At 60.9% G+C, this 19,357-nt stretch carries 21 protein-coding genes; 10 read left to right on the top strand and 11 right to left on the bottom strand.

What is annotated here, in order from left to right:
• The first annotated feature begins 93 nt into the window (after positions 1-93).
• Entirely contained in the window at positions 94-1,707 is a 1,614-nt protein-coding gene (locus tag ACXX9E_RS26730) for an inorganic phosphate transporter (protein WP_123467069.1), read from the top strand.
• 120 nt (positions 1,708-1,827) lie between these two features.
• On the opposite strand, the gene ACXX9E_RS26735 is transcribed toward ACXX9E_RS26730, so the two are convergent.
• A complete protein-coding gene (locus ACXX9E_RS26735; protein ID WP_123467071.1) occupies positions 1,828-2,724 on the bottom strand; it encodes a LysR family transcriptional regulator in 897 nt (298 codons plus the stop codon).
• 120 nt (positions 2,725-2,844) lie between these two features.
• Between ACXX9E_RS26735 and ACXX9E_RS26740 the strand changes: the two genes are divergently transcribed.
• Positions 2,845-3,603: an SDR family NAD(P)-dependent oxidoreductase gene (locus ACXX9E_RS26740; protein WP_458556461.1), complete on the top strand. Its 759-nt coding sequence runs from the start codon at positions 2,845-2,847 to the stop codon at positions 3,601-3,603.
• 69 nt (positions 3,604-3,672) lie between these two features.
• On the opposite strand, the gene ACXX9E_RS26745 is transcribed toward ACXX9E_RS26740, so the two are convergent.
• Positions 3,673-4,104 carry a multidrug/biocide efflux PACE transporter gene (locus ACXX9E_RS26745; protein WP_128616035.1) on the bottom strand — a complete coding sequence of 144 codons (432 nt, stop codon included), beginning with the start codon at positions 4,102-4,104 and terminating at the stop codon, positions 3,673-3,675.
• Between the two features lie 88 nt (positions 4,105-4,192).
• On the opposite strand from ACXX9E_RS26745, the gene ACXX9E_RS26750 reads away from it, so the two are divergent.
• Positions 4,193-5,047, top strand: a complete 855-nt coding sequence (locus tag ACXX9E_RS26750; RefSeq protein ID WP_458556462.1) for a LysR family transcriptional regulator — start codon at positions 4,193-4,195, stop codon at positions 5,045-5,047.
• 151 nt (positions 5,048-5,198) lie between these two features.
• Here the strand turns inward: ACXX9E_RS26750 and ACXX9E_RS26755 are convergent, their stop codons facing one another.
• Genes ACXX9E_RS26755 through ACXX9E_RS26765 form a run of 3 tightly spaced genes read right to left on the bottom strand, consistent with a single transcriptional unit; the run spans position 5,199 to position 7,231 of the window.
• Positions 5,199-6,428, bottom strand: coding sequence for an RNA polymerase sigma factor (locus ACXX9E_RS26755; RefSeq protein ID WP_458556463.1), 1,230 nt, complete (start codon positions 6,426-6,428; stop codon positions 5,199-5,201).
• Complete coding sequence (locus ACXX9E_RS26760) at positions 6,421-6,765, bottom strand: YciI family protein (RefSeq protein WP_007969364.1); 345 nt, start codon at positions 6,763-6,765, stop codon at positions 6,421-6,423. The genes ACXX9E_RS26755 and ACXX9E_RS26760 overlap by 8 nt, the downstream gene beginning before the upstream one ends.
• Positions 6,766-6,805: 40 nt before the next feature.
• Complete coding sequence (locus ACXX9E_RS26765) at positions 6,806-7,231, bottom strand: YybH family protein (RefSeq protein WP_123467081.1); 426 nt, start codon at positions 7,229-7,231, stop codon at positions 6,806-6,808.
• A 139-nt stretch (positions 7,232-7,370) separates the two neighbouring features.
• On the opposite strand from ACXX9E_RS26765, the gene ACXX9E_RS26770 reads away from it, so the two are divergent.
• Complete coding sequence (locus tag ACXX9E_RS26770) at positions 7,371-7,856, top strand: GNAT family N-acetyltransferase (RefSeq protein WP_222832234.1); 486 nt, start codon at positions 7,371-7,373, stop codon at positions 7,854-7,856.
• Between the two features lie 18 nt (positions 7,857-7,874).
• The gene (locus tag ACXX9E_RS26775; RefSeq protein ID WP_458556464.1) at positions 7,875-8,489 is read left to right on the top strand and encodes a pyridoxamine 5'-phosphate oxidase family protein; all 615 of its coding nucleotides are present in this window, start codon (positions 7,875-7,877) and stop codon (positions 8,487-8,489) included.
• Positions 8,490-8,623: 134 nt separating this feature from the next.
• On the opposite strand, the gene ACXX9E_RS26780 is transcribed toward ACXX9E_RS26775, so the two are convergent.
• From ACXX9E_RS26780 to ACXX9E_RS26790, 3 genes are all read right to left on the bottom strand, one after another.
• Positions 8,624-9,112: a GNAT family N-acetyltransferase gene (locus tag ACXX9E_RS26780; RefSeq protein WP_447807303.1), complete on the bottom strand. Its 489-nt coding sequence runs from the start codon at positions 9,110-9,112 to the stop codon at positions 8,624-8,626.
• A gap of 324 nt (positions 9,113-9,436) precedes the next feature.
• Positions 9,437-9,931 (bottom strand): GyrI-like domain-containing protein, encoded by a 495-nt coding sequence (locus ACXX9E_RS26785; RefSeq protein ID WP_458556465.1) that lies wholly within the window; start codon positions 9,929-9,931, stop codon positions 9,437-9,439.
• 68 nt (positions 9,932-9,999) lie between these two features.
• On the bottom strand, positions 10,000-10,662 hold the full coding sequence (locus tag ACXX9E_RS26790; RefSeq protein WP_123467091.1) for a LysE family translocator: 663 nt from the start codon (positions 10,660-10,662) through the stop codon (positions 10,000-10,002).
• A 153-nt stretch (positions 10,663-10,815) separates the two neighbouring features.
• Between ACXX9E_RS26790 and alaC the strand changes: the two genes are divergently transcribed.
• A complete protein-coding gene (gene alaC / locus ACXX9E_RS26795) occupies positions 10,816-12,033 on the top strand; it encodes an alanine transaminase (RefSeq protein WP_128613976.1) in 1,218 nt (405 codons plus the stop codon).
• Positions 12,034-12,214: 181 nt separating this feature from the next.
• On the opposite strand, the gene ACXX9E_RS26800 is transcribed toward alaC, so the two are convergent.
• Both ACXX9E_RS26800 and ACXX9E_RS26805 read right to left on the bottom strand, forming a co-directional pair.
• Positions 12,215-13,570: a GntP family permease gene (locus ACXX9E_RS26800; protein ID WP_095048166.1), complete on the bottom strand. Its 1,356-nt coding sequence runs from the start codon at positions 13,568-13,570 to the stop codon at positions 12,215-12,217.
• 82 nt (positions 13,571-13,652) lie between these two features.
• Positions 13,653-14,186, bottom strand: coding sequence for a gluconokinase (locus ACXX9E_RS26805; RefSeq protein WP_123467095.1), 534 nt, complete (start codon positions 14,184-14,186; stop codon positions 13,653-13,655).
• Between the two features lie 216 nt (positions 14,187-14,402).
• Between ACXX9E_RS26805 and gntR the strand changes: the two genes are divergently transcribed.
• Complete coding sequence (gntR, locus tag ACXX9E_RS26810) at positions 14,403-15,434, top strand: HTH-type transcriptional regulator GntR (protein ID WP_458556466.1); 1,032 nt, start codon at positions 14,403-14,405, stop codon at positions 15,432-15,434.
• A gap of 162 nt (positions 15,435-15,596) precedes the next feature.
• Here the strand turns inward: gntR and ACXX9E_RS26815 are convergent, their stop codons facing one another.
• Positions 15,597-16,469: a LysR family transcriptional regulator gene (locus tag ACXX9E_RS26815; protein WP_458556467.1), complete on the bottom strand. Its 873-nt coding sequence runs from the start codon at positions 16,467-16,469 to the stop codon at positions 15,597-15,599.
• Between the two features lie 122 nt (positions 16,470-16,591).
• Between ACXX9E_RS26815 and ACXX9E_RS26820 the strand changes: the two genes are divergently transcribed.
• The 3 genes from ACXX9E_RS26820 (at position 16,592) to ACXX9E_RS26830 (ending at position 19,288) form a co-directional block, all read left to right on the top strand.
• On the top strand, positions 16,592-17,032 hold the full coding sequence (locus ACXX9E_RS26820; protein ID WP_447807306.1) for a PACE efflux transporter: 441 nt from the start codon (positions 16,592-16,594) through the stop codon (positions 17,030-17,032).
• A gap of 125 nt (positions 17,033-17,157) precedes the next feature.
• Positions 17,158-18,582: an MFS transporter gene (locus ACXX9E_RS26825; protein WP_222832230.1), complete on the top strand. Its 1,425-nt coding sequence runs from the start codon at positions 17,158-17,160 to the stop codon at positions 18,580-18,582.
• A gap of 154 nt (positions 18,583-18,736) precedes the next feature.
• The gene (locus tag ACXX9E_RS26830) at positions 18,737-19,288 is read left to right on the top strand and encodes a hypothetical protein (protein WP_458556468.1); all 552 of its coding nucleotides are present in this window, start codon (positions 18,737-18,739) and stop codon (positions 19,286-19,288) included.
• The last annotated feature ends 69 nt before the right edge of the window (positions 19,289-19,357 follow it).

Here is a 19,357-nt window from a genome sequence, read left to right on the forward strand (position 1 = left end):
TAATCCCGCAAACACTGATCTGACGCAGCTTCTCTGTAATATTTAGCAACGATCATGGGCGACACTCCTTTCCTCGCTCAGGATTGTCCGCTCATGGCTACTCCTTCCCTGACCGCCCGCCAGGCGTCCGCCCCCAGCGGCAGACCCGCCCTCGACAATAAAGCCAGCCCGTTCACCTACGTGATTTTTTTCGCAGTGCTGGCCATGGGGATGCTGTTCACCGCCTACAGCCTGATGCATGACATGCACGAGCTGGGCACCACCGTCACCACCTGGACGCCGTTTCTGCTGCTCGGCGTGGCGCTGCTGATTGCGCTGGGCTTTGAGTTCGTCAACGGGTTCCACGACACCGCCAACGCGGTCGCAACGGTGATCTACACCCACTCGCTGCCGCCGAACGTGGCGGTGGTCTGGTCGGGGTTCTTCAATTTTCTCGGGGTGCTGCTGTCCAGCGGCGCGGTGGCGTTCGGCATCATCGCTTTGCTGCCAGTGGAGTTGATTCTGCAGGTCGGTTCGTCCGCCGGTTTCGCGATGATCTTCGCCCTGTTGATCGCGGCGATCCTGTGGAACCTCGGCACTTGGTGGCTGGGCCTGCCAGCCTCGTCGTCGCACACCCTGATCGGTTCGATCATCGGCGTCGGCGTGGCCAATGCCCTGATGCACGGGCGCGACGGCACCAGCGGTGTGGACTGGGCGCAGGCGACCAAGATTGGTTACGCCTTGCTGCTGTCGCCGCTGGTGGGTTTCGGTTGCGCGGCGCTGTTGCTGCTGGCCCTGCGTGCGTTCGTGAAGAACCGTGCGCTGTACAAGGCCCCGGAAGGCAACACCCCGCCACCGTGGTGGATTCGTGGTTTGTTGATCGTCACCTGCACCGGCGTGTCCTTCGCCCACGGCTCCAACGACGGGCAGAAAGGCATGGGCCTGATCATGCTGATTCTGGTCGGCACCTTGCCGATGGCCTATGCGCTTAACCGCACCATGCCCGCCGATCAGGCGTTGCAGTTCGCCGCGGTGGCCGAGGTCACCCAGCAGGCGCTGATAAAAAACACCCCGCTGCCGGCCCCGGCCGATCCGCGTCCGGTGCTCTCCGATTACGTGCGCAGCAAGCAAGCGACGCCGCAACTGATCCCCGCCCTCGCCGCTCTGACCGGGCACATTGGCGAAGAGGTCAAAGGCTATGGCTCGCTGTCGAAAGTCCCGGCCGAAGCCATGGGCAACGTGCGCAACGACATGTACCTGGCCAGCGAAAGTATTCGCCTGATGGACAAGAACAAGGTCGGTAACTTCGACGCCGACACCACTGACAAACTGCAACTGTTCAAGCAGCAGATCGACAACGCTACGCGGTTCATTCCGTTGTGGGTGAAGATCGCCGTGGCCATCGCTTTGGGGCTGGGGACCATGGTCGGCTGGAAACGGATTGTGGTGACGGTCGGCGAGAAAATCGGCAAGACCCACCTGACCTACGCCCAGGGCGCCTCGGCGGAAACCGTGGCGATGCTGACCATCGGCGCAGCGGACATGTTTGGTTTGCCAGTGTCGACCACCCATGTGCTGTCATCGGGCGTGGCCGGGACCATGGTCGCCAATGGCGGTGGTTTGCAGATGAAGACCATCCGCAATCTGCTGATGGCGTGGGTGCTGACGCTGCCGGCGGCGATTCTGCTGTCGGGCAGCCTGTATTGGCTGTTTACCCGGTTCTTCTGAACAACACGGGTTCCCTTGTAGGCCTTCGCCTGCTCGCGATAGCGGTACATCTGTCACCTCTGCATCGACTGACAGGACGCCATCGCGAGCAGGCTCGCTAGAGTTGATCTGCGGTGTGAGTCAGAGCGTCGAACGAATCACCTCGCCCAACCAATCCATGAACACCCGCACCCGCAACGGCAAATGTCGTTGTCGCGCATACAAAATCGAAATCCCCATCGCCGGCGCAGTGAACTGCGGCAGCACAATCACCAGTTCACCAGTGTCCAGGTGCGGCTGCATGCCGGTGCGCGGCACCTGAATCAAGCCGAAGCCGCCGAGGCAGGCCGACTCGTAGGCATCGGTGCTGTTGACCGTGACACTGCCAGCCATCGGCAGGCGCCGTACCTGCCCGTCCTGTTCATACACAAACCCTTCCGAGCGCGAACCGAGCACGCCCACGTAATGCACCAGTCGATGCTGCGCCAGATCCTCCAGCGTCTGCGGCACGCCGTAACGTTCGAGGTACGCGGGGCTGGCGCAGTTGATCATCGGGAAGTCACCGAGGTGCCGCGCCACCACTGACTGATCCGGCTGCGCGCCGATGCGCACCACGCAATCGAAACCTTCGCTGAGCAGATCGACCCGGCGGTCGGTGCTGCTGATTTCCAGCTCCAGATTCGGGTGACGCGCCATGAACTCAGGCAGCCGCGGCATGATCAGGCGGCGCGAGAGAATGTTCGGCATGTCGACGCGAATCCGACCGCTCAGCGAGGCCGGATCCTGACGAAACAAGCCCTCGATCTCATCCATGTGCGACAGCAGATCCTTGCTGCGCTCGTACAGCACCAGACCATCCTGCGTCGCCTGCACCTTGCGCGTGGTGCGTTGCAGCAGGCGTGTACCGAGCAGGGCTTCCAGCGCCTGCACATGCTCGGACACCGTCGAGCGCGGCAGCCCCAGGCTTTCGCCGGCGAGGGTGAAACTCGACAGTTCGCTGACCCGGACGAAGGTGCGCAGCAGTTCCAGTTTGTTCATGAGGACACCCGTTAATTGTTCGGCAGATCCGACCAGTGATTCCGGTTTCAGCCTGTTTATCACCTCATGGCGGATAAATAAACTTTGCTCAACACCACTCACCGCAATCGAGGATTTCACATGAATCGCAAAATCGCATTGATCACCGGTGCCAGTCGTGGCCTGGGCAAAAACGCCGCACTGCACCTCGCCGCCCAGGGCATCGACATCATTGGCACTTACCACAGCCGCGCCGATGAAGCCCAGGCGCTAGTGACTGAACTGGAACACCGCGGCGCCAAAGCCGTGATGCTGCAACTGGACGTCGGCCGCAGCGACAGCTTCGCCGATTTCGGCGTACGGATTGAGCAGGCGTTGCAAGAGACCTTCGGACGTTCGCGCTTCGATTTCCTGATCAACAACGCCGGGATCGGTGTGCACGCGCTGTTCGCCGAGACCACGCCAGAGCAGTTCGACCTGCTGATGAACATCCAGCTCAAAGGGCCGTTCTTTCTGACCCAGCAATTGCTGCCGCTGATCAACGACGGCGGGCGCATCATCAACATCTCCAGCGGCCTGACCCGCTTCAGCCTGCCGGGCTACGGCGCCTACGCGGCAATGAAAGGGGCAATGGAAGTGCTGACCCGCTATCAGGCCAAGGAACTCGGTACACGGCAGATCGGCGTGAACATTCTGGCGCCGGGGGCAATCGAGACTGACTTCGGTGGCGGTGCGGTGCGCGACAACTCGGCTATCAATGCGATGGTCGCCAGCAACACCGCACTGGGCCGTGCCGGGCAACCGGACGACATTGGTGGCGCGCTGGCGTTGCTGCTGTCGCCGGGTGGCCAGTGGATCAATGGCCAGCGGGTTGAAGCGTCGGGCGGGATGTTCCTCTGACACTGAAATCCGCGAACACACATTGTGGCGAGGGAGCAAGCGCTCCTCGCCACAGGTTGTAGTGCGGATTTAAACCGCACGCGACATCAAGAAGCGCTCCCGCACCACGTCATAGCCCCAGTGATACACGTAGGTGTACGGCAGGAAGAACAGCAGAACGCCGATGTCCAGCAGGAACGCCTGCCACAGGCTGACCGACAGCCACCAGGCAATCAGCGGCACGCCCATCACGATCAAGCCCCCTTCGAACAGCAGCGCATGGATCACGCGCACCCAAGCGGTGTGGGCGACGTTCAGGCGCGCAAGCATGCGGTCGAAGAAGCGGTTGAACACCACGTTCCACGCCAGTGCCAACAACGCGATCAGCACGGTCACCGCGCCCATGTCGAGCAGCGGTTTATCCATGATCCACGCTAGCAACGGGGTACAGATCAGGATCGCCAGCAGTTCGAAACCGATGGCCTGGCAAATTCGTTCAACGATGGATTTATTGGCAGTCATGGCCTGATTCCTCTGTGAAGATGGTTGCCATGATCCACCTGGATACCGATACTTCATAACCAATAACCATCTACCAAGGCGATAGTTGATGATTTCGCAGGAAGTGCTGCTGGCGTTCGTCCAGGCGGCGACCCAAGGTTCGTTCTCGGCGGCGGCGCGCAAACTGGGGCGCAGTCAGTCGACCATCAGCGCGGCAGTGGCCAGCCTGGAGATCGACCTCGATCTGCAACTGTTCGATCGCACCAGCCGCAAACCGAGCCTGACCCCGGCCGGCCATGTGATGCTGCAACGGGCCGAAGCGATTCTGGCGGCCAGCAGTCGCATGGAAATGACGGCGCGGCAACTGGCCGAAGGCGTCGAGCCGAAGCTGACCGTGGCGCTTTCCGATACCTACCAATCGGCGCGCTTCGAAGCGGCGCTGGTCGAGTTCGAGCAGCGTTATCCCGATCTGGAGCTGGAATGCCTGATCGCCGAGTGCGACGACCTCATCGAACTGGTCCAGCGTGGTCGCGCACATCTGGCGTTTGCCGAAATGCAGGACAGCTATCCGCCCGACCTGGTGACCTCGACGGTGGCCGAGCGCACAGACATTGCCCTGTTCGTGAAGGACGACCACAACCTGACCGACGTCGAAAATATCGACCAGGCGGTTCTGCAGCAGCATCGCGAGTTGCGGCTGGCGACCATCGTCAATCCCTACGACAGCCGGGCGAAGGGCCGGGTGTGGTCCGCACCGAGTTACCTGATGTTGATGGAAATGGCCGAGATGGGCTTTGGCTGGGCGGCGCTGCCGCGCTGGCTGGTGGGGCGCTTCGGTAATGGCTCGCTGGTGGAACTGACCGTGCGCGGCTGGCCACGACCGGTGTACGTCGATGCGTTGTGGTCGCGGATTTATCCGCCAGGGCCGGCGGGGAGCTGGTTGTTGAGCAAGATGCTGGAATAGGTGGCGCGCCCATTCGCGAGCAGGCCTGGTTTATTGATACTGGCCTTACTGACCTCTTCGCGAGCAAGCTCGCTCCCACATTTGGAATGCGATCACCTGTGGGAGCGAGCTTGCTCGCGAAGAGGCCGACACTGCCACTGAAGGTCTCGGGTCAATCCAGTTCGCTCAACCGCCCCTCGATAAACCGCCGCTCCGGCTCCTGCCGCGTCAGCTCCAGCGCTCGCCGATACGCCAGCCGCGCCTGCTCCACCCGCCCCAACTTCCGACAGAACTCCGCCCGCGCCGAATGCGCCAGGTGGTAATCCTGCAATTCGCCGCGATCCAGGATCCCCTCGATCAGCGTCAACCCGGCCAACGCCCCATCCCGTTTGGCCACCGCCACCGCGCGGTTCAGTTCGATCACCGGCGATGGCATCGCTCGGAGCAATACGTCATACAGCCCGACGATCTGCTGCCAATCCGTTTGCGCCGCTGAAGGCGCCTCGGCATGCACCGCAGCAATCGCCGCTTGCAGGCAATACGGACCGAATCGCCGCGTGGTCAGCGCCCGCTCCACCAGTGCGCAACCTTCGACAATCAGCCCGGCATCCCAGCGCGAGCGGTCCTGGTCATCCAGCAGTACCAACTCGCCGTCCGGCGAGGTGCGCGCCGGCCGCCGCGACTCGTGCAGCAGCATCAACGCCAACAGCCCCATCACCTCCGGTTCCGGCAGCAGCTCCATCAGCAAACGCCCGAGCCTGATCGCCTCGCGGGTCAGGTCTTCACGGATCAGTTCAGCCCCCATCGACGCCGAATAGCCTTCGTTAAACACCAGATAGATCACCCGCAACACGCTGTCGAGGCGTTCGGGCAGTTCGCTCAGGCCGGGGACTTGATAGGGGATTTTCGCGTCACGGATCTTGGCTTTGGCCCGCACGATGCGCTGGGCGATGGCCGCCGGCGCCGAGAGAAAGGCGCGGGCAATTTCTTCGGTGGTGAGGTCGCAGACTTCGCGCAAGGTCAGCGGCACTTGCGCATCCGCCGCCAGCGCCGGGTGACAGCAGGTGAAGATCAACCGCAGGCGATCGTCTTCCACATCTTCGCCACTCCAGTCGGCCTGTTCCAGTTCTTCAAGTTGCGCCAGCAGCAATGGCTGCGAGGCTTTGAAACGCGCACGTCGGCGCAACACGTCGATGGCCTTGAAGCGCCCGGTGGACACCAGCCAGGTGCGCGGATTGTCCGGTACACCGTCGCGCTGCCAACGCTCGACCGCGACGAAGAACGCCTCGTGCAAGGCTTCTTCGGCGAGGTCGAAATCGCCGAGCAGGCGAATCAGCGTCGCGAGGATCCGCCGCGAATCCTCGCGATAGACCTGCTCGACCCGCGCCCGGACGTCAGACATTCAGCTGCCGCACCGGGCGCACTTCGACGCTGCCGACCCGGGCCGCCGGAATGTTGCCGGCGACCTGAATCGCTTCGTTGAGGTCCTTGGCGTCGATCAGGTAGAAACCGGCCAGTTGCTCCTTGGTTTCCGCGAACGGGCCATCGGTGATCGACAGCTTGCCGTTGCGCATGCGCACCGTGGTCGCGGTCTGCACCGACTCCAACGCTTCGGCGGCAACCATGCGGCCGCTGCCCTGAATCGACTCGGCATACGCCCAGCATTCGGCGTCTTCCGGGCTGTCGGGCGACGTGTGCAGCAGGCGCTCATCGCTGTAGACCAGGCATAGATACTTCATGGCTTTCTCCTGATTCGAACGGATCAACTATGGCTGAAGATCAGGGCTGCACGTCGAACAGCGTGGCGCCGCTCATCGGATCGAACGGGGCCGACCAATGCTCGTGGGCAATCTTCCACGTCCCGCCCACCTGCCGATAACACGCGGTGGCGCGCATCCAGCAGCTCTGGGTTTCGCCCTTGTCGTTGGTCCCGCCGCAATGCGCGACCCAGTGGGCGAAGGCGAGGTTGTCGGCGGTCTCGATGGCGATTTCGTGGAACTCGAAAACGTGCGGGCCGGCACACATTTCCATGCAGGCTTCCCAGTGTGCGCGGTAGGCCGCCTTGCCCTTGAATTGCAGGGCCTTGATCGCATCGAACGAGACGATGTCGTCGGCGTACAACGCCATGACTTGCTCGACGTTTTTGCTCATCACCGCCTCGCGGTAAGTATTGATCAGGCTCTGGATGTCAGCGTGTGCGCTCATGGTGTTCTCCGGTTTTTGTGGTGAAGACACCCTTAGTCGTTCAGCCATCGAACGGATCGACAGACGAAACAAAAAATTTCCGCCGAAGACAAAATCGCTAGAATCCGAGGCTTATCTTTGTAGGAAAAAGGAAATTCCCGTGTCAGCCCAACTTGTGCCGTACGACAGCCTGAGCCCTTTGCAGCGTCAGCAAGTCGAGGCGATTGAAATCCATCCCGAGCAGATCAAGTTTTCCGGCGACATCCACGGCGCGCTGCACACGCTGCTGTCCAGACCCGGCCCCGGCGTGAAGGGCTTCGCGCTGCTGGCGGAGGAAGTACCGGTGGCGTTCCTGCTGCTCAAGCGCCCGCCCGTGTTGCCGGACTGGGCCGATGCACACAGCGCCACCCTGCACGCTTTGCAGGTCGACCATCGGGCGCAGGGCAAGGGTTACGGCAAGGCCTGCCTGCAAGCATTGCCCGCCGTGGCGCGTGAAGCATGGCCGGAGATCAAGGGCCTGGAGCTGTCGGTGGATGCGGATAACGACGCAGCGATCGCGCTGTACGCCAAATACGGCTTCGTTGACAGCGGCGAAGCGTACAAGGGCCGGGTCGGTTACGAGCGGCGCATGGGGCTGTTTTTCTGAGTCAGCAAGGATTGCACGATGATCGAATCAATCGAAGCACTGGAAGCACTGGAAGCGATATACGGATTGCCCCACGAGCGCGCGGTGCGCAAGCAGATCGGCTTTCTCAACGAGGACTATCAGGCGATGGTGCGCCTGTCGCCGCTGGTGATCGTCAGTTCGGTGGGCGCCGACGGTCTCGACAATTCGCCGCGGGGTGATGCGCCAGGATTTGTACGGATCATTGATCAAAACACCCTGGCCCTGCCGGATCGCCCGGGCAACAACCGCATCGACACCCTGCGCAATGTGCTGCACGATCCGCGAGTGTCGCTGCTGTTTATCATTCCGGGGATTGGCGAGACACTGCGGGTCAATGGCACCGCGACCATCAGTGCAGATCCCGAACTGCTGGAAAGCTTTGCGGTGAATGGCAAACCGGCGAAAACGGTGTTGCTGGTGACGGTGGAGGCGGCATTTTTCCACTGTTCGAAAGCGTTTGTGCGTTCGGATGCGTGGAACCCGCAAACCCACCTGCCGCGCTCGGCCCTGCCCTCCGCCGGCGCCTTTCACAAGCGCCTGAATGACGGGCAGTTTGATGCCGAGACCTACGACCGGGAAGCGCCGAAAAGAGTAAGCGACACTCTCTACTGAACGGGGAATTGCAAACACCGCTAGAACCTGTGGGAGCTGGCTTGCCAGCGATGGCGTCGGCACATCAGACGTTGATGTCGACTGACCCACCGCTATCGCTGGCAAGCCAGCTCCCACAGGTTATGAGTGATGTCTTACATAGTGAGGATCATCTCGTGCCACGCCATCCCGCCATGATCGGACTCTGACGGTTTGATGTAGGCAAAGCCAAACCCGGCATAAAGCGGGATGTGCTTCTCCTTGCACATCAGATGAATCGTCGCTTTATCCATCCCGCGCATGCGTTCGATGAACTCGGCCATCAGGCGCTTGGCCAGGCCCTGACCCTGGTAGTCCGGGTGCACCACCACCGACATGATCACCACGTTCGGCCCTTGCGGATCGTGGCCGATCAGCTCCTTGAACGCCTCGTCCGACATCTGCACATCAAACGCCGCACCGGAGTTGACGAAACCGGCGACCACCCCGTCCACCTCGGCGACGATGAAGCCTTCCGGCCAGGTGGCGATGCGGGTGGCGATCTTCTCGCGGGTGGCGGCTTCATCGCCTTCATAGGCAACGGTTTCGATGGCGTAGCAGCGGTCCAGGTCGGCAGCGGTGACGTTGCGGATGAGGGTGTTCATGGCAGCTCGAAAATCAGCGGAGAAAAGTGCGCAAAGCATAAAGGAATAAGGTGCCCATATCGATCTGTGCAGGGCGCGTAAAGCCTGCGTATAAGCGCTTTTCTTCGTGCCGGCGGCGAGCTATTTCTGAGGCGTGTCTCTGATCACCCTTGGGGGAAACCGCTTATGAGCAGCGTGGAAATCGGCCTGTTGATGGTGTTGGGCATCAGTACGTTCGGCTTTATCACCCTGGGCATCGACCTGTTGCGGGCGCGACGGGTGGGCAAAGGTAAACGCGGTTGAACAGCATGAGGCGGATCATTGATCCGCCTCATGCTTATGCGCTCAGGCCCGGGTGTCGACCGGTACGCAGATTTCCAGTTTGCCGGTGTGCAGCCGCGGATTGAAATCGGCGCTGTAACGCTCGATTTCCGGCGCGTTGAGTTCCACGTAATGGGACGTCGGCAACCAGGTCTTGTAGATGTACTGCAGAGTCTGCGGCAACTGATCGAGCGGTCCCTTGTGCTCGAACACCGCATACTGCCTGGGCAACACTTCGATCCACTGGTAGACCTTCTGGTCAAGGTCATCGAGCTTGCTGATTTCCACCCCGGCGATGTAATCGAAGCCGCCCTGGCCATCGAAGTTACTGCAGACGCCGTAGGTCACTTCGGTTTTTTGTCCCTGTATCTTTCCCAGGTGCGGCAAGAACTTTTCCCACAGTGCGGGGATGTCCTTGGCGCTGTCCTGGGTAAATCGTCCACGAAATCCTGCAATCAGCAGGAAGTGTCCATGTTCGAAGCGAGGTTCTGACACTTCGACGCGTTTTTGCTCATCCATGACTCGACTCCTGGAACAAAAAAAGGGGTTCGGCAGGTGAGTATAGAAGCCAAACCCGATTCGCAATGTTACAAGGCGTGCAACTGGTCGGCCGCCCCGGAGCCAACGAACTCGTTATAACCGGATACGATCACGTAAACCGCGAAATAGCAGAAGATCGCCGCCGATGCCATGTACGAGTAGCGCAACAGCTTGTCGCCGAGCAACTTGCCGCCGTGGCTCGCGGCAAAGCACAAACCGGCCGACCACAGCAGCCCGGCGCAGAGAAACCCGCCGAGGAACAGCGCCGAACTGACCGGACCACCACCGCCGGAACGGGCGATCAAGGTGCCGCCCACTGCCGCGAACCACAGAATCGCGCTTGGCGAGGACATGGCGAGGAAGATCCCGCGAAAGAACTCCTTGCGGTGCGAGTTCTGCCCTACTTCCGCGGTCGCCGCCAGTTGCGCCTCGTGGTGAATCGCCGAATAGATCATCTTCGCCGCGAAATAGATCAGCAGCGCCGAACCGCCGATCCACAGGACCCAGCGCACCGTTTCGTATTGCAGCAACACGGTCATCCCGGCCAGCGCCAGCACCGCGTAGATCAGATCACCGACGCAGGTACCGAGGCCCAGCGCGAAGCCCTGGAAATAACCGCGCTGCATCGCCAGGGTAATCATCGCGATGTTGGCCACGCCGATGTCCAGGCACAGCGAGAGGCTCAGCAAGAAGCCGCTGGTGAATTCCATCTACCAATTTCCTTGGGAAAATTTGTTTAACGATTGTTTGAACACCGGGGGGCTGGACAGTCTGCCATCACAGCCCTTATCTTCGCCAACAGGTCACCGCAGTGACCAGCGTCGCTCGGACGGTTCCGGGCGCTTACGTTATCCGAGGCAACAATGGCTGAACAAGGTTCGCCGCGCCGCTTTGCGCGCATAGATCGACTCCCCCCTTACGTTTTCAACATCACCGCCGAACTGAAGATGGCCGCCAGGCGGCGTGGTGAAGACATCATCGACCTGAGCATGGGCAACCCCGACGGGGCCACGCCGCCGCACATCGTCGAAAAACTGGTGCAGGTCGCCCAGCGCGAAGACACCCACGGTTACTCCACGTCCAAGGGCATTCCGCGCCTGCGTCGGGCGATTTCCAACTGGTACAAGGAACGCTACGCGGTCGACATCGACCCGGAAAGCGAAGCCATTGTCACCATCGGCTCCAAGGAAGGCCTGGCGCACCTGATGCTGGCGACCCTGGATCAGGGCGACACCGTACTGGTGCCGAACCCGAGTTACCCGATTCACATCTACGGCGCAGTGATTGCCGGTGCCCAGGTACGTTCGGTGCCGCTGGTGCCGGGCGTGGACTTCTTCGCCGAACTGGAACGCGCCATCCGCGGCTCGATCCCGAAGCCGAAGATGATGATCCTCGGCTTCCCGTCCAACCCCACCGCACAGTGCGTGGAGCTGGATTTCTTCGAACGGGTGATCGCCCTCGCCAAACAGTACGACGTGCTGGTGATTCACGACCTGGCATACGCCGACATCGTCTACGACGGCTGGAAAGCCCCGTCGATCATGCAGGTGCCGGGCGCCAAGGACATCGCGGTGGAGTTTTTCACCCTGTCCAAGAGCTACAACATGGCTGGCTGGCGGATCGGTTTCATGGTCGGCAACCCGGAGCTGGTCAATGCGCTGGCGCGGATCAAGAGCTACCACGACTACGGCACCTTCACCCCGCTGCAAGTGGCGGCGATTGCCGCGCTGGAAGGTGATCAACAGTGCGTGCGCGACATCGCCGAACAATACCGCCAGCGCCGCAACGTGCTGGTCAAAGGCCTGCATGAACTGGGCTGGATGGTCGAGAATCCGAAGGCTTCGATGTATGTCTGGGCGAAGATTCCTGAGCAGTACGCGCATCTGGGTTCGCTGGAGTTCGCCAAGAAGTTGCTGGCCGAGGCCAAGGTCTGCGTTTCGCCGGGGGTGGGTTTTGGTGAGTATGGCGATGATCACGTGCGCTTCGCGCTGATCGAAAACCAGGACCGGATTCGTCAGGCAGTGCGCGGGATTCGCGGGATGTTCCGGGCCGATGGCCTGAGTCCAAAAACTTCCGCCTGACACCTATCCCCTGTGGGAGCGAGCTTGCTCGCGAAGGCGTCGTGTCAGCTACATCAATGCTGACTGAGCCACCGCTTTCGCGAGCAAGCTCGCTCCCACATTGGCTTTGTGTGTAGCGAAGAAATCATCACCCACAAAAAAACCGCATCGCTGCGGTTTTTTTGTGCCTGCAAGAAGCCGCTTAAACGAACAGCGACAACAGCAGGATAAAGCCCAAGGCGACGATGGACAGGATGGTTTCCATCGCCGTCCAGGTCTTGAACGTCTCGGCCACGGTCATGTTGAAGTACTGCTTCACCAGCCAGAAACCGGCGTCGTTAACGTGGGACAGGATCAACGAGCCCGCGCCAGTCGCGAGTACCAGCAGCTCACGGTTGACACCCGGGATCATCCCGACCACCGGCACGACAATGCCCGCGCCGGTAATGGTCGCCACAGTTGCCGAACCGGTAGCGATACGAATCACCGCCGCCACCAGCCACGCCAGCAGGATCGGCGAGATCTGTGCGCTCACCGCCATGTGGCCGATCACGTCACCTACACCACTGGTCACCAGCATCTGCTTGAAGCCACCGCCGGCGCCGATGATCAGGATGATCGCAGCGGTCGGCGCCAGGCTCGCGTCGAGCCACTTGAGCATCTGCTGGGAACCGATGCCCTGCTTGTGCCCGAAGGTGTACAGCGACAGCAGCAAGGCCAGCAGCAGTGCCGAGATCGGGTGACCGATCATGTCCATCCAGGTGCGGAAGAAATGACCGTCCGGCAGCGCCACGTCCGCGAAGGTTTTCAGCAGCATCAGGAACACCGGCAACAGCACGGTGATCAGGGTGATGCTGAAGCTAGGCAGCGTAGTCGAGTCGTCATTTTCGCGGGCCAGTTGATCGACCAGTTCCTGATTCGGGTGACCCGGAATGTGCTTGGCGATAAACGTACCGAAGATCGGACCGGCAATGATTGCCGTCGGCAGCGCAACGATCAGACCGTAAAGAATGGTCTTGCCGATGTCAGCACCGAATACGCCGATGGCCAGCAGCGGCCCCGGGTGCGGCGGCACCAGACCGTGCACGGCGGACAGGCCGGCGAGCAGCGGGATACCGATCTTGATGATCGACACGCCAGTGCGTCGGGCGACGATGAACACCAGCGGAATCAGCAGCACAAAACCGATTTCGAAGAACAGCGGAATGCCTACCAGAAACGCGGCGAACATCATCGCCCACTGGACCTTGTCTTTGCCGAAGGCGCGGATCAGGGTCTGGGCGATCTGGTCGGCACCGCCGGATTCGGCCATCATTTTGCCGAGCATGGTGCCCAGCGCCAGGATGATGCCGACGAAACCGAGCACGCCACCGAAGCCGTCCTGGAACGCCTTGATGATGGTGCCGATCGGCATGCCGGACGTCAGGCCGAGGAACGCGGCCGCGATGGTCAGGGAAATGAACGGGTGAATCTTGAATTTGGTGATCAGGATAATCAGGCCGATTACCGTGACCACTGCATCGAGCAGCAGGTAGGCGTCGTGGGACATGCCAAACATTGGGGGTGTCTCCTGGATTGTTGTTGTTATTAAAACGGGTTAAACAGAAGTCGGGAGGACAGCGCTATCTCTTTCAACACACTCATACCGCCTGTTTCAGACCGTGGGCCTGCCACCAGACATGAGCCTGCGCCGCCAGTTCTTCAACACTGTGAATCGAGGCATTCAGCGCCAGGGTCAACGGCTCGCCTTTCGGCGATTCGAGCGTGGCGAACTGGCTTTCGATCAACGTGGCCGGCATGAAATGACCCGGGCGGTGGGACACACGCTCGGCGGCCACTTCAGGGGTCAGCTCAAGAAACACGAAGCCCAGGCCCGGCAAGGCACTGCGCAGCACTTCGCGATAACTGTGTTTAAGGGCCGAGCAGGTCAGCACCGGGCGCTCGCCCAACGCATCGACACGACGCAACTCATCGCACAGGCTGTCGAGCCAGCCGGCACGGTCGTCGTCGTTCAGGGGGATCCCCGCGCTCATCTTTTCGATGTTCGCGGCCGGATGGAAAGTATCGCCTTCAATGGCAGTGGCGCCGCTCAATTGGCACAGGGCCTCGCTGACGCACGTCTTGCCGCAACCGGCAACGCCCATGATGACCAGGGCGGTGATGGGATGACTCATATAACACCTCAGCGCGCAGACAGCGCTACCTTTGCTAGCTATGACTCTAGTGCACAGGCAGAAGTTGCCGACGCCTTCTTGTCGTTTTTTTGGGTTGCAGCAGGTTTTCGTCCAACGCCAAAAAGCGAGGATCAGGCAGGACCTCGCTCACGCATTTGCAGCTGCATCAGGACAGCGCTACCTTAGTGCCTTGATTTTTGTTTGGCAAGCCGCCCGATGACCACCCCTAAAAACGATAAAAACACTCGCACCACCGGCCGTCCCACCCTTAACGAAGTTGCCCGCCTCGCCGGGGTGAGCCCGATTACCGCCTCCCGCGCCCTGCGCGGGGTCAGCACCGTGGCCACTGAACTGGTGGAAAAAGTCCAGAAAGCCGCCCTCGAACTCAACTACGTGGTCAACCCTGCCGCCCGCGCCCTGGCCTCGGCGCAGAGCCACTCGGTGGTGGTGTTGGTGCCATCGCTGTCCAACCTGTTGTTCATTGATACGCTGGAAGCCATTCATCGCGTGCTGACGCCCAAGGGCTTTGAAGTGCTGATCGGCAACTTCCACTATTCGCGCGATGAAGAAGAGAACCTGCTGCGTAACTACATGGCCTATCAGCCCCGTGGTTTGCTGCTGACCGGGTTTGATCGCACGGAAAGTTCGCGACGGATGATCGAGGCCAGCAACATTCCCTGCGTCTACATGATGGAACTGGACAGCGCCGCCGGCGTGAATTGCGTGGGTTTCTCGCAACTCAGTGCCGGCGAAACCGCAGCGCAGCATCTGCTCTCCCGTGGGCGCAAGCGTCTGGCCTACATCGGCGCGCAACTCGACCAGCGCACGCTGTTGCGCGGCGAAGGTTTCCGCAAAGCGTTGCAGGAGGCCGGGCGGTATGACCCGGATCTGGAAGTGCTGACCCCGCGATCATCGTCGGTGGGCCTGGGCGGCGAGTTGTTCCTGCAACTGCTCGCGGCGCATCCGGATGTCGATGCGATCTTCTTCGGCAACGACGACCTCGCGCAGGGAGCGTTGCTGGAAGCGTTGCGCAATGGCATCAAGATTCCTGAGCAGGTGGCGATTCTTGGCTTCAACGACTTGCCGATGTCCGAGCACATGGTGCCGCGCCTGAGCAGTATCAACACCCCGCGCGAGGCGATTGGCCGGCGCGCGGCGGAGCAGATGTTGACGTTGATGGCCGGCAACCGCGTGGCGCGGCCGGTCGAAGACATGGGCTTCGAACTGAAAATCCGCGAAAGTACCTGACCCCGAAATCCCTGTGGGAGCTGGCTTGCCAGCGATGGCGTCAAGTCAGTCGATAAATTGTTGACTGACCCCCTGCTATCGCTGGCAAGCCAGCTCCCACAGTTTTTTGTGGCGTTCTCAAATCCGAGGTTTAGCCGCAATCCCTGTGGGATTTGCGCGGGGTCAATCGCCCAGGAGTTCGACCAGCGCCAACGCGCCCTTCTGTAACGGCTGGCTCTTGAGCCACACCGCATGCACCGGCAGCACCAGACCGTTTTCGATGTTGCGGAAATTCAGCCGCTTCAAACGCCCGCTGTCCAGCCACGGCTGCACCACCGACAACGGGAAATTGCCCCAGCCCAGTCCCGCCTCGACCATCTCCAGCGCCGCCTCCAGGGTGTCGGTGCGCCAGTGCGATTCGGCCACCAGCGGTCGGGTTTCGCTGATCGGCAAATCACGACTGGCGACGAAGATCTGCCGCACGTGCACCAGGTCTTCGAGAAACAGATCCTGCCCCTGCAACAACGGACTGTCCGCCGCCAGCGTGGCGATCATCCGTTCGCTGCCGACGAACTGAAAGCGCTCCAGCACGTGCATGCTCAACCCGGCAAACGCCAGGCACACGCTGACCCGGCCGCTGTGCAACATCGCCAGCACGTCATCCTGCGGCGCAGTCAGCACTTCGATGTCGAGCAGCGGATGGCGCTCGGCAATCACCTTGATCGCGGCCAGTAAACGCCGACGGTCGATATCGGCAACCACGCCAATCGACAACTTGCTCTCCAGCCCCAACGACAGTTCCACCGCGTGGACTTGTAACTGCTTGAGCTGCTCGGCGATCAGCCGTGCGTGAGGCACCAGCGACAGGGCCATGGCCGTCGGTTTCGGCTCGCGATGGCTGCGGTCGAACAGCGAATAACCGAGTTCCGCCTCAAGGTTGCCGATGCCCATGCTCACCGCCGAGGGGACTTTACCCAAGGCCCGGGCGGCGGCGGAAAACGAACCGCGCTCGATCACCGCGAGGAACAGTTCGATGCTGTCACTGTTGAAATTCACTCCACTCACCTATCAATGAAACTGAAAGCTTCTGACTTTTTCTGTCACGCTTATTGAAGCTATCTTTCGTCGCCTTCGCCAGCCCCACTGGCCAACACGCTGCAAGAAAGAGGCAAAACCCCATGCAAGGCGTCAAACGCAAACTGATCTACGTGTCGCTCTATGAAGTGATCGGCATGACCTTCTCCGCCCTCGGTCTGGCGCTGCTGTCCGGCACCTCGCCGGGCAGCACCGGGCCGCTGGCCGTGATCATCACCACCATCGCTGTGACCTGGAATTTCATCTACACCTCGCTGTTCGAGCATTGGGAAAGCCATCAGCCATCGCGCACGCGCACGGTCAAACGGCGGATCGCCCACGCGGTCGGTTTTCAACTGACGCTGATCGTGTTCCTGATTCCGCTGATCGCGTGGTGGATGAACATCAGTCTGGTGCAGGCATTCCTGCTGGATCTGGCGTTGATCATCTTCATCCCGTGCTACACGTTCGCCTTCAACTGGCTGTTCGATCGCGTCTTCGGCTTGCCGGCGTCGGCGCTGCCCGATTCGCCCGCCGCGGCATAAATCGTTAATTGGTAACCAGTTATTGCAAGAAATCGGCGGCTTTTCCGGGTAAACCGCCGATATTCACAATCCGTGAACTCCGATAGCAGGCTAAGCTTTTCCATCAATAAAAAATGGATCAGCCGATGACTGCTCACGCCCCCGCCACCGCGCTACGCGATGGCATCGACCCGATACGCGCCGCCGAGATTTCCGCCCGCATCGACCGCCTCCCTGCCGTCGCCACGATCTGGCGACTGGTGGCGCTGTTGTCGATCGGCGGTTTCTTCGAACTCTACGATCTGTTCCAGACCGCCTACATCAGCCCCGGCTTGATCCGCGACGGCCTCTTCGCCACCGGCAATCAGGGCGTGTTCGGCTTCTCCGATCAGGCCGCGTTTGCCTCGGCGACGTTCCTTGGCCTGTTCCTCGGCGCCAGCCTGCTCAGCCCATTGGCCGATCGCTTCGGCCGGCGGGCGATCTTCACCTTTGCGCTGGTCTGGTACACGGTGGCCACGGTACTGATGGGCATTCAGAGTTCGGCGCTGGGCATTATCTGCATGCGTTTTCTGGTGGGCATTGGCCTGGGTATCGAGCTGGTGACCATCGACGCCTATCTCTCGGAACTGGTGCCCAAGCGCATGCGCAGCTCGGCGTTCGCCTTCGCCTTTTTCGTGCAGTTTCTCTCGGTGCCAGCGGTGGCGCTGATGTCGTGGTGGCTGGTGCCGCAGGCGCCGTTCGGGATCAGCGGCTGGCGCTGGGTGGTGCTGGCCAGCGCGGTGTTCGCGCTGTTTATCTGGTGGTTGCGCAAGCGCTTGCCGGAGTCGCCGCGCTGGCTCGCGCAACATGGCCGCTTCGACGAAGCCAACCGCATCCTCGATGACATCGAGGCGCGCTGCGAAAAGGATCATCGCCAGCCACTGGATCAGCCCGAAACTGTGCCGGTCGATGTCGAAGGCAAGGGGCGTTTCGCTGATATCTGGCAACCGCCGTATCGTCGGCGCGCGTTGATGCTGATCGTTTTCCACATCTTTCAGGCCATCGGCTTCTTCGGTTTCGGCAACTGGTTGCCGGCGCTGCTTTCCGGTCAGGGCGTCAGCGTCACCCATAGCCTGATGTATGCGTTCATCATCACCCTCGCCTACCCGCTCGGGCCGTTACTGTTCGTGAAGTTTGCCAACCGGTTCGAAAACAAGTGGCAGATCGTCGGTTCGGCCCTGGGTTCGATGACCTTCGGCACCCTGTTCGCCTGGCAGACCAGTGCGTTCGGCCTGATTGTCTGCGGGGTGATGATCACCTTCTGCAACGCCTGGCTGAGCTTCAGTTATCACTCTTACCAAAGCGAACTGTTCCCCACCAACATCCGCGCCCGGGCGGTGGGGTTCTGCTATTCGTTCAGTCGATTGTCGACCGTGTTCAGCAGCCTGTTGATCGGCGTGTTTCTCGATCACTTCGGCACACCCGGGGTGCTGGCGTTCATCGTCAGCAGCATGCTCATCGTGATGCTGACCATTGGCTATTTCGGCCCGCGCACCCGCAATCTGGCGCTGGAGAACATTGCCCATCGCTGACAGCCGAGCGGTCATCCTCTGCCGCGAGACGGCAACGGCTGACCGCTTCTTCGCTTGGCTGACACGCCAACCCCCTGAAACACAACAACTTATGCAACGGGCACGGTAATTGCTCCTGTACGGCAGTCAGTCATTACCTACAGGTCAATTCATCATGTTGGTCAGTGCAAAACACATGGAAACGCTCCCGCTGCCCAAGCGGCTGGCTGAAGACGCCACTGCCACCGCGGCGGCAGGTCTGCAAGGCGGCCTCCACGGCGCGATGCTGCAAGCCCTGCAGAACCAGGTGCAGACGCAAAGCACGGAAGCCACGGCCAAGGTGCAGGACTCGGCCACCCAGAATGCGACCCAACAGGTCAGTGCAGCCTCGCGCATCAGCGACAATGTCAATGAAGCGTTCGCCAAGACCCGCGTCAATCTGCAATCGACCGATGCCACCGGCGGCACCGGCAAAAGCGCCACCGACGAGTTCAAGGACTACATGAGCAAGACGCCGGAACAACGGCTGCGCGACAGTATCCTCAAGGACATGGGCCTGACCGAAGAAGACATCGCCAACCTGCCGCCGGAGAAACAACTGGCGGTGGCCAAAGAGATCGCCCAGCGCCTGCAGGACAAGATGCAACTGGCGCAATCGGAGAAAGAGAACGTCAACGACGTCAAGGACAGTGACAAACTGGCGGACAAGTTTCTCGCTGCGCTTTGATCTGAAAGTTGCATGAAACCCAATGCAGGAGTGAGCCTGCTCGCGATAACGGTACATCAGTTACTTATC

The sequence above is a fragment of the Pseudomonas sp. GNP014 genome (genome assembly GCF_054344005.1).

Bases quoted from the DNA above. Each gene is read 5' to 3' on its own strand.
- ACXX9E_RS26805 (WP_123467095.1), bottom strand. From the start codon at position 14,186: ATGAGTCATCCCATCACCGCCCTGGTCATCATGGGCGTTGCCGGTTGC.
- ACXX9E_RS26785 (WP_458556465.1), bottom strand. From the start codon at position 9,931: ATGGATGAGCAAAAACGCGTCGAAGTGTCAGAACCTCGCTTCGAACAT.
- ACXX9E_RS26730 (WP_123467069.1), top strand. From the start codon at position 94: ATGGCTACTCCTTCCCTGACCGCCCGCCAGGCGTCCGCCCCCAGCGGC.
- ACXX9E_RS26750 (WP_458556462.1), top strand. From the start codon at position 4,193: ATGATTTCGCAGGAAGTGCTGCTGGCGTTCGTCCAGGCGGCGACCCAA.
- gntR (WP_458556466.1), top strand. From the start codon at position 14,403: ATGACCACCCCTAAAAACGATAAAAACACTCGCACCACCGGCCGTCCC.
- ACXX9E_RS26740 (WP_458556461.1), top strand. From the start codon at position 2,845: ATGAATCGCAAAATCGCATTGATCACCGGTGCCAGTCGTGGCCTGGGC.
- ACXX9E_RS26825 (WP_222832230.1), top strand. From the start codon at position 17,158: ATGACTGCTCACGCCCCCGCCACCGCGCTACGCGATGGCATCGACCCG.
- ACXX9E_RS26790 (WP_123467091.1), bottom strand. From the start codon at position 10,662: ATGGAATTCACCAGCGGCTTCTTGCTGAGCCTCTCGCTGTGCCTGGAC.
- ACXX9E_RS26735 (WP_123467071.1), bottom strand. From the start codon at position 2,724: ATGAACAAACTGGAACTGCTGCGCACCTTCGTCCGGGTCAGCGAACTG.
- ACXX9E_RS26820 (WP_447807306.1), top strand. From the start codon at position 16,592: ATGCAAGGCGTCAAACGCAAACTGATCTACGTGTCGCTCTATGAAGTG.
- ACXX9E_RS26755 (WP_458556463.1), bottom strand. From the start codon at position 6,428: ATGTCTGACGTCCGGGCGCGGGTCGAGCAGGTCTATCGCGAGGATTCG.
- ACXX9E_RS26830 (WP_458556468.1), top strand. From the start codon at position 18,737: ATGTTGGTCAGTGCAAAACACATGGAAACGCTCCCGCTGCCCAAGCGG.
- ACXX9E_RS26745 (WP_128616035.1), bottom strand. From the start codon at position 4,104: ATGACTGCCAATAAATCCATCGTTGAACGAATTTGCCAGGCCATCGGT.
- alaC (WP_128613976.1), top strand. From the start codon at position 10,816: ATGGCTGAACAAGGTTCGCCGCGCCGCTTTGCGCGCATAGATCGACTC.
- ACXX9E_RS26775 (WP_458556464.1), top strand. From the start codon at position 7,875: ATGATCGAATCAATCGAAGCACTGGAAGCACTGGAAGCGATATACGGA.
- ACXX9E_RS26780 (WP_447807303.1), bottom strand. From the start codon at position 9,112: ATGAACACCCTCATCCGCAACGTCACCGCTGCCGACCTGGACCGCTGC.
- ACXX9E_RS26765 (WP_123467081.1), bottom strand. From the start codon at position 7,231: ATGAGCGCACACGCTGACATCCAGAGCCTGATCAATACTTACCGCGAG.
- ACXX9E_RS26760 (WP_007969364.1), bottom strand. From the start codon at position 6,765: ATGAAGTATCTATGCCTGGTCTACAGCGATGAGCGCCTGCTGCACACG.
- ACXX9E_RS26800 (WP_095048166.1), bottom strand. From the start codon at position 13,570: ATGTTTGGCATGTCCCACGACGCCTACCTGCTGCTCGATGCAGTGGTC.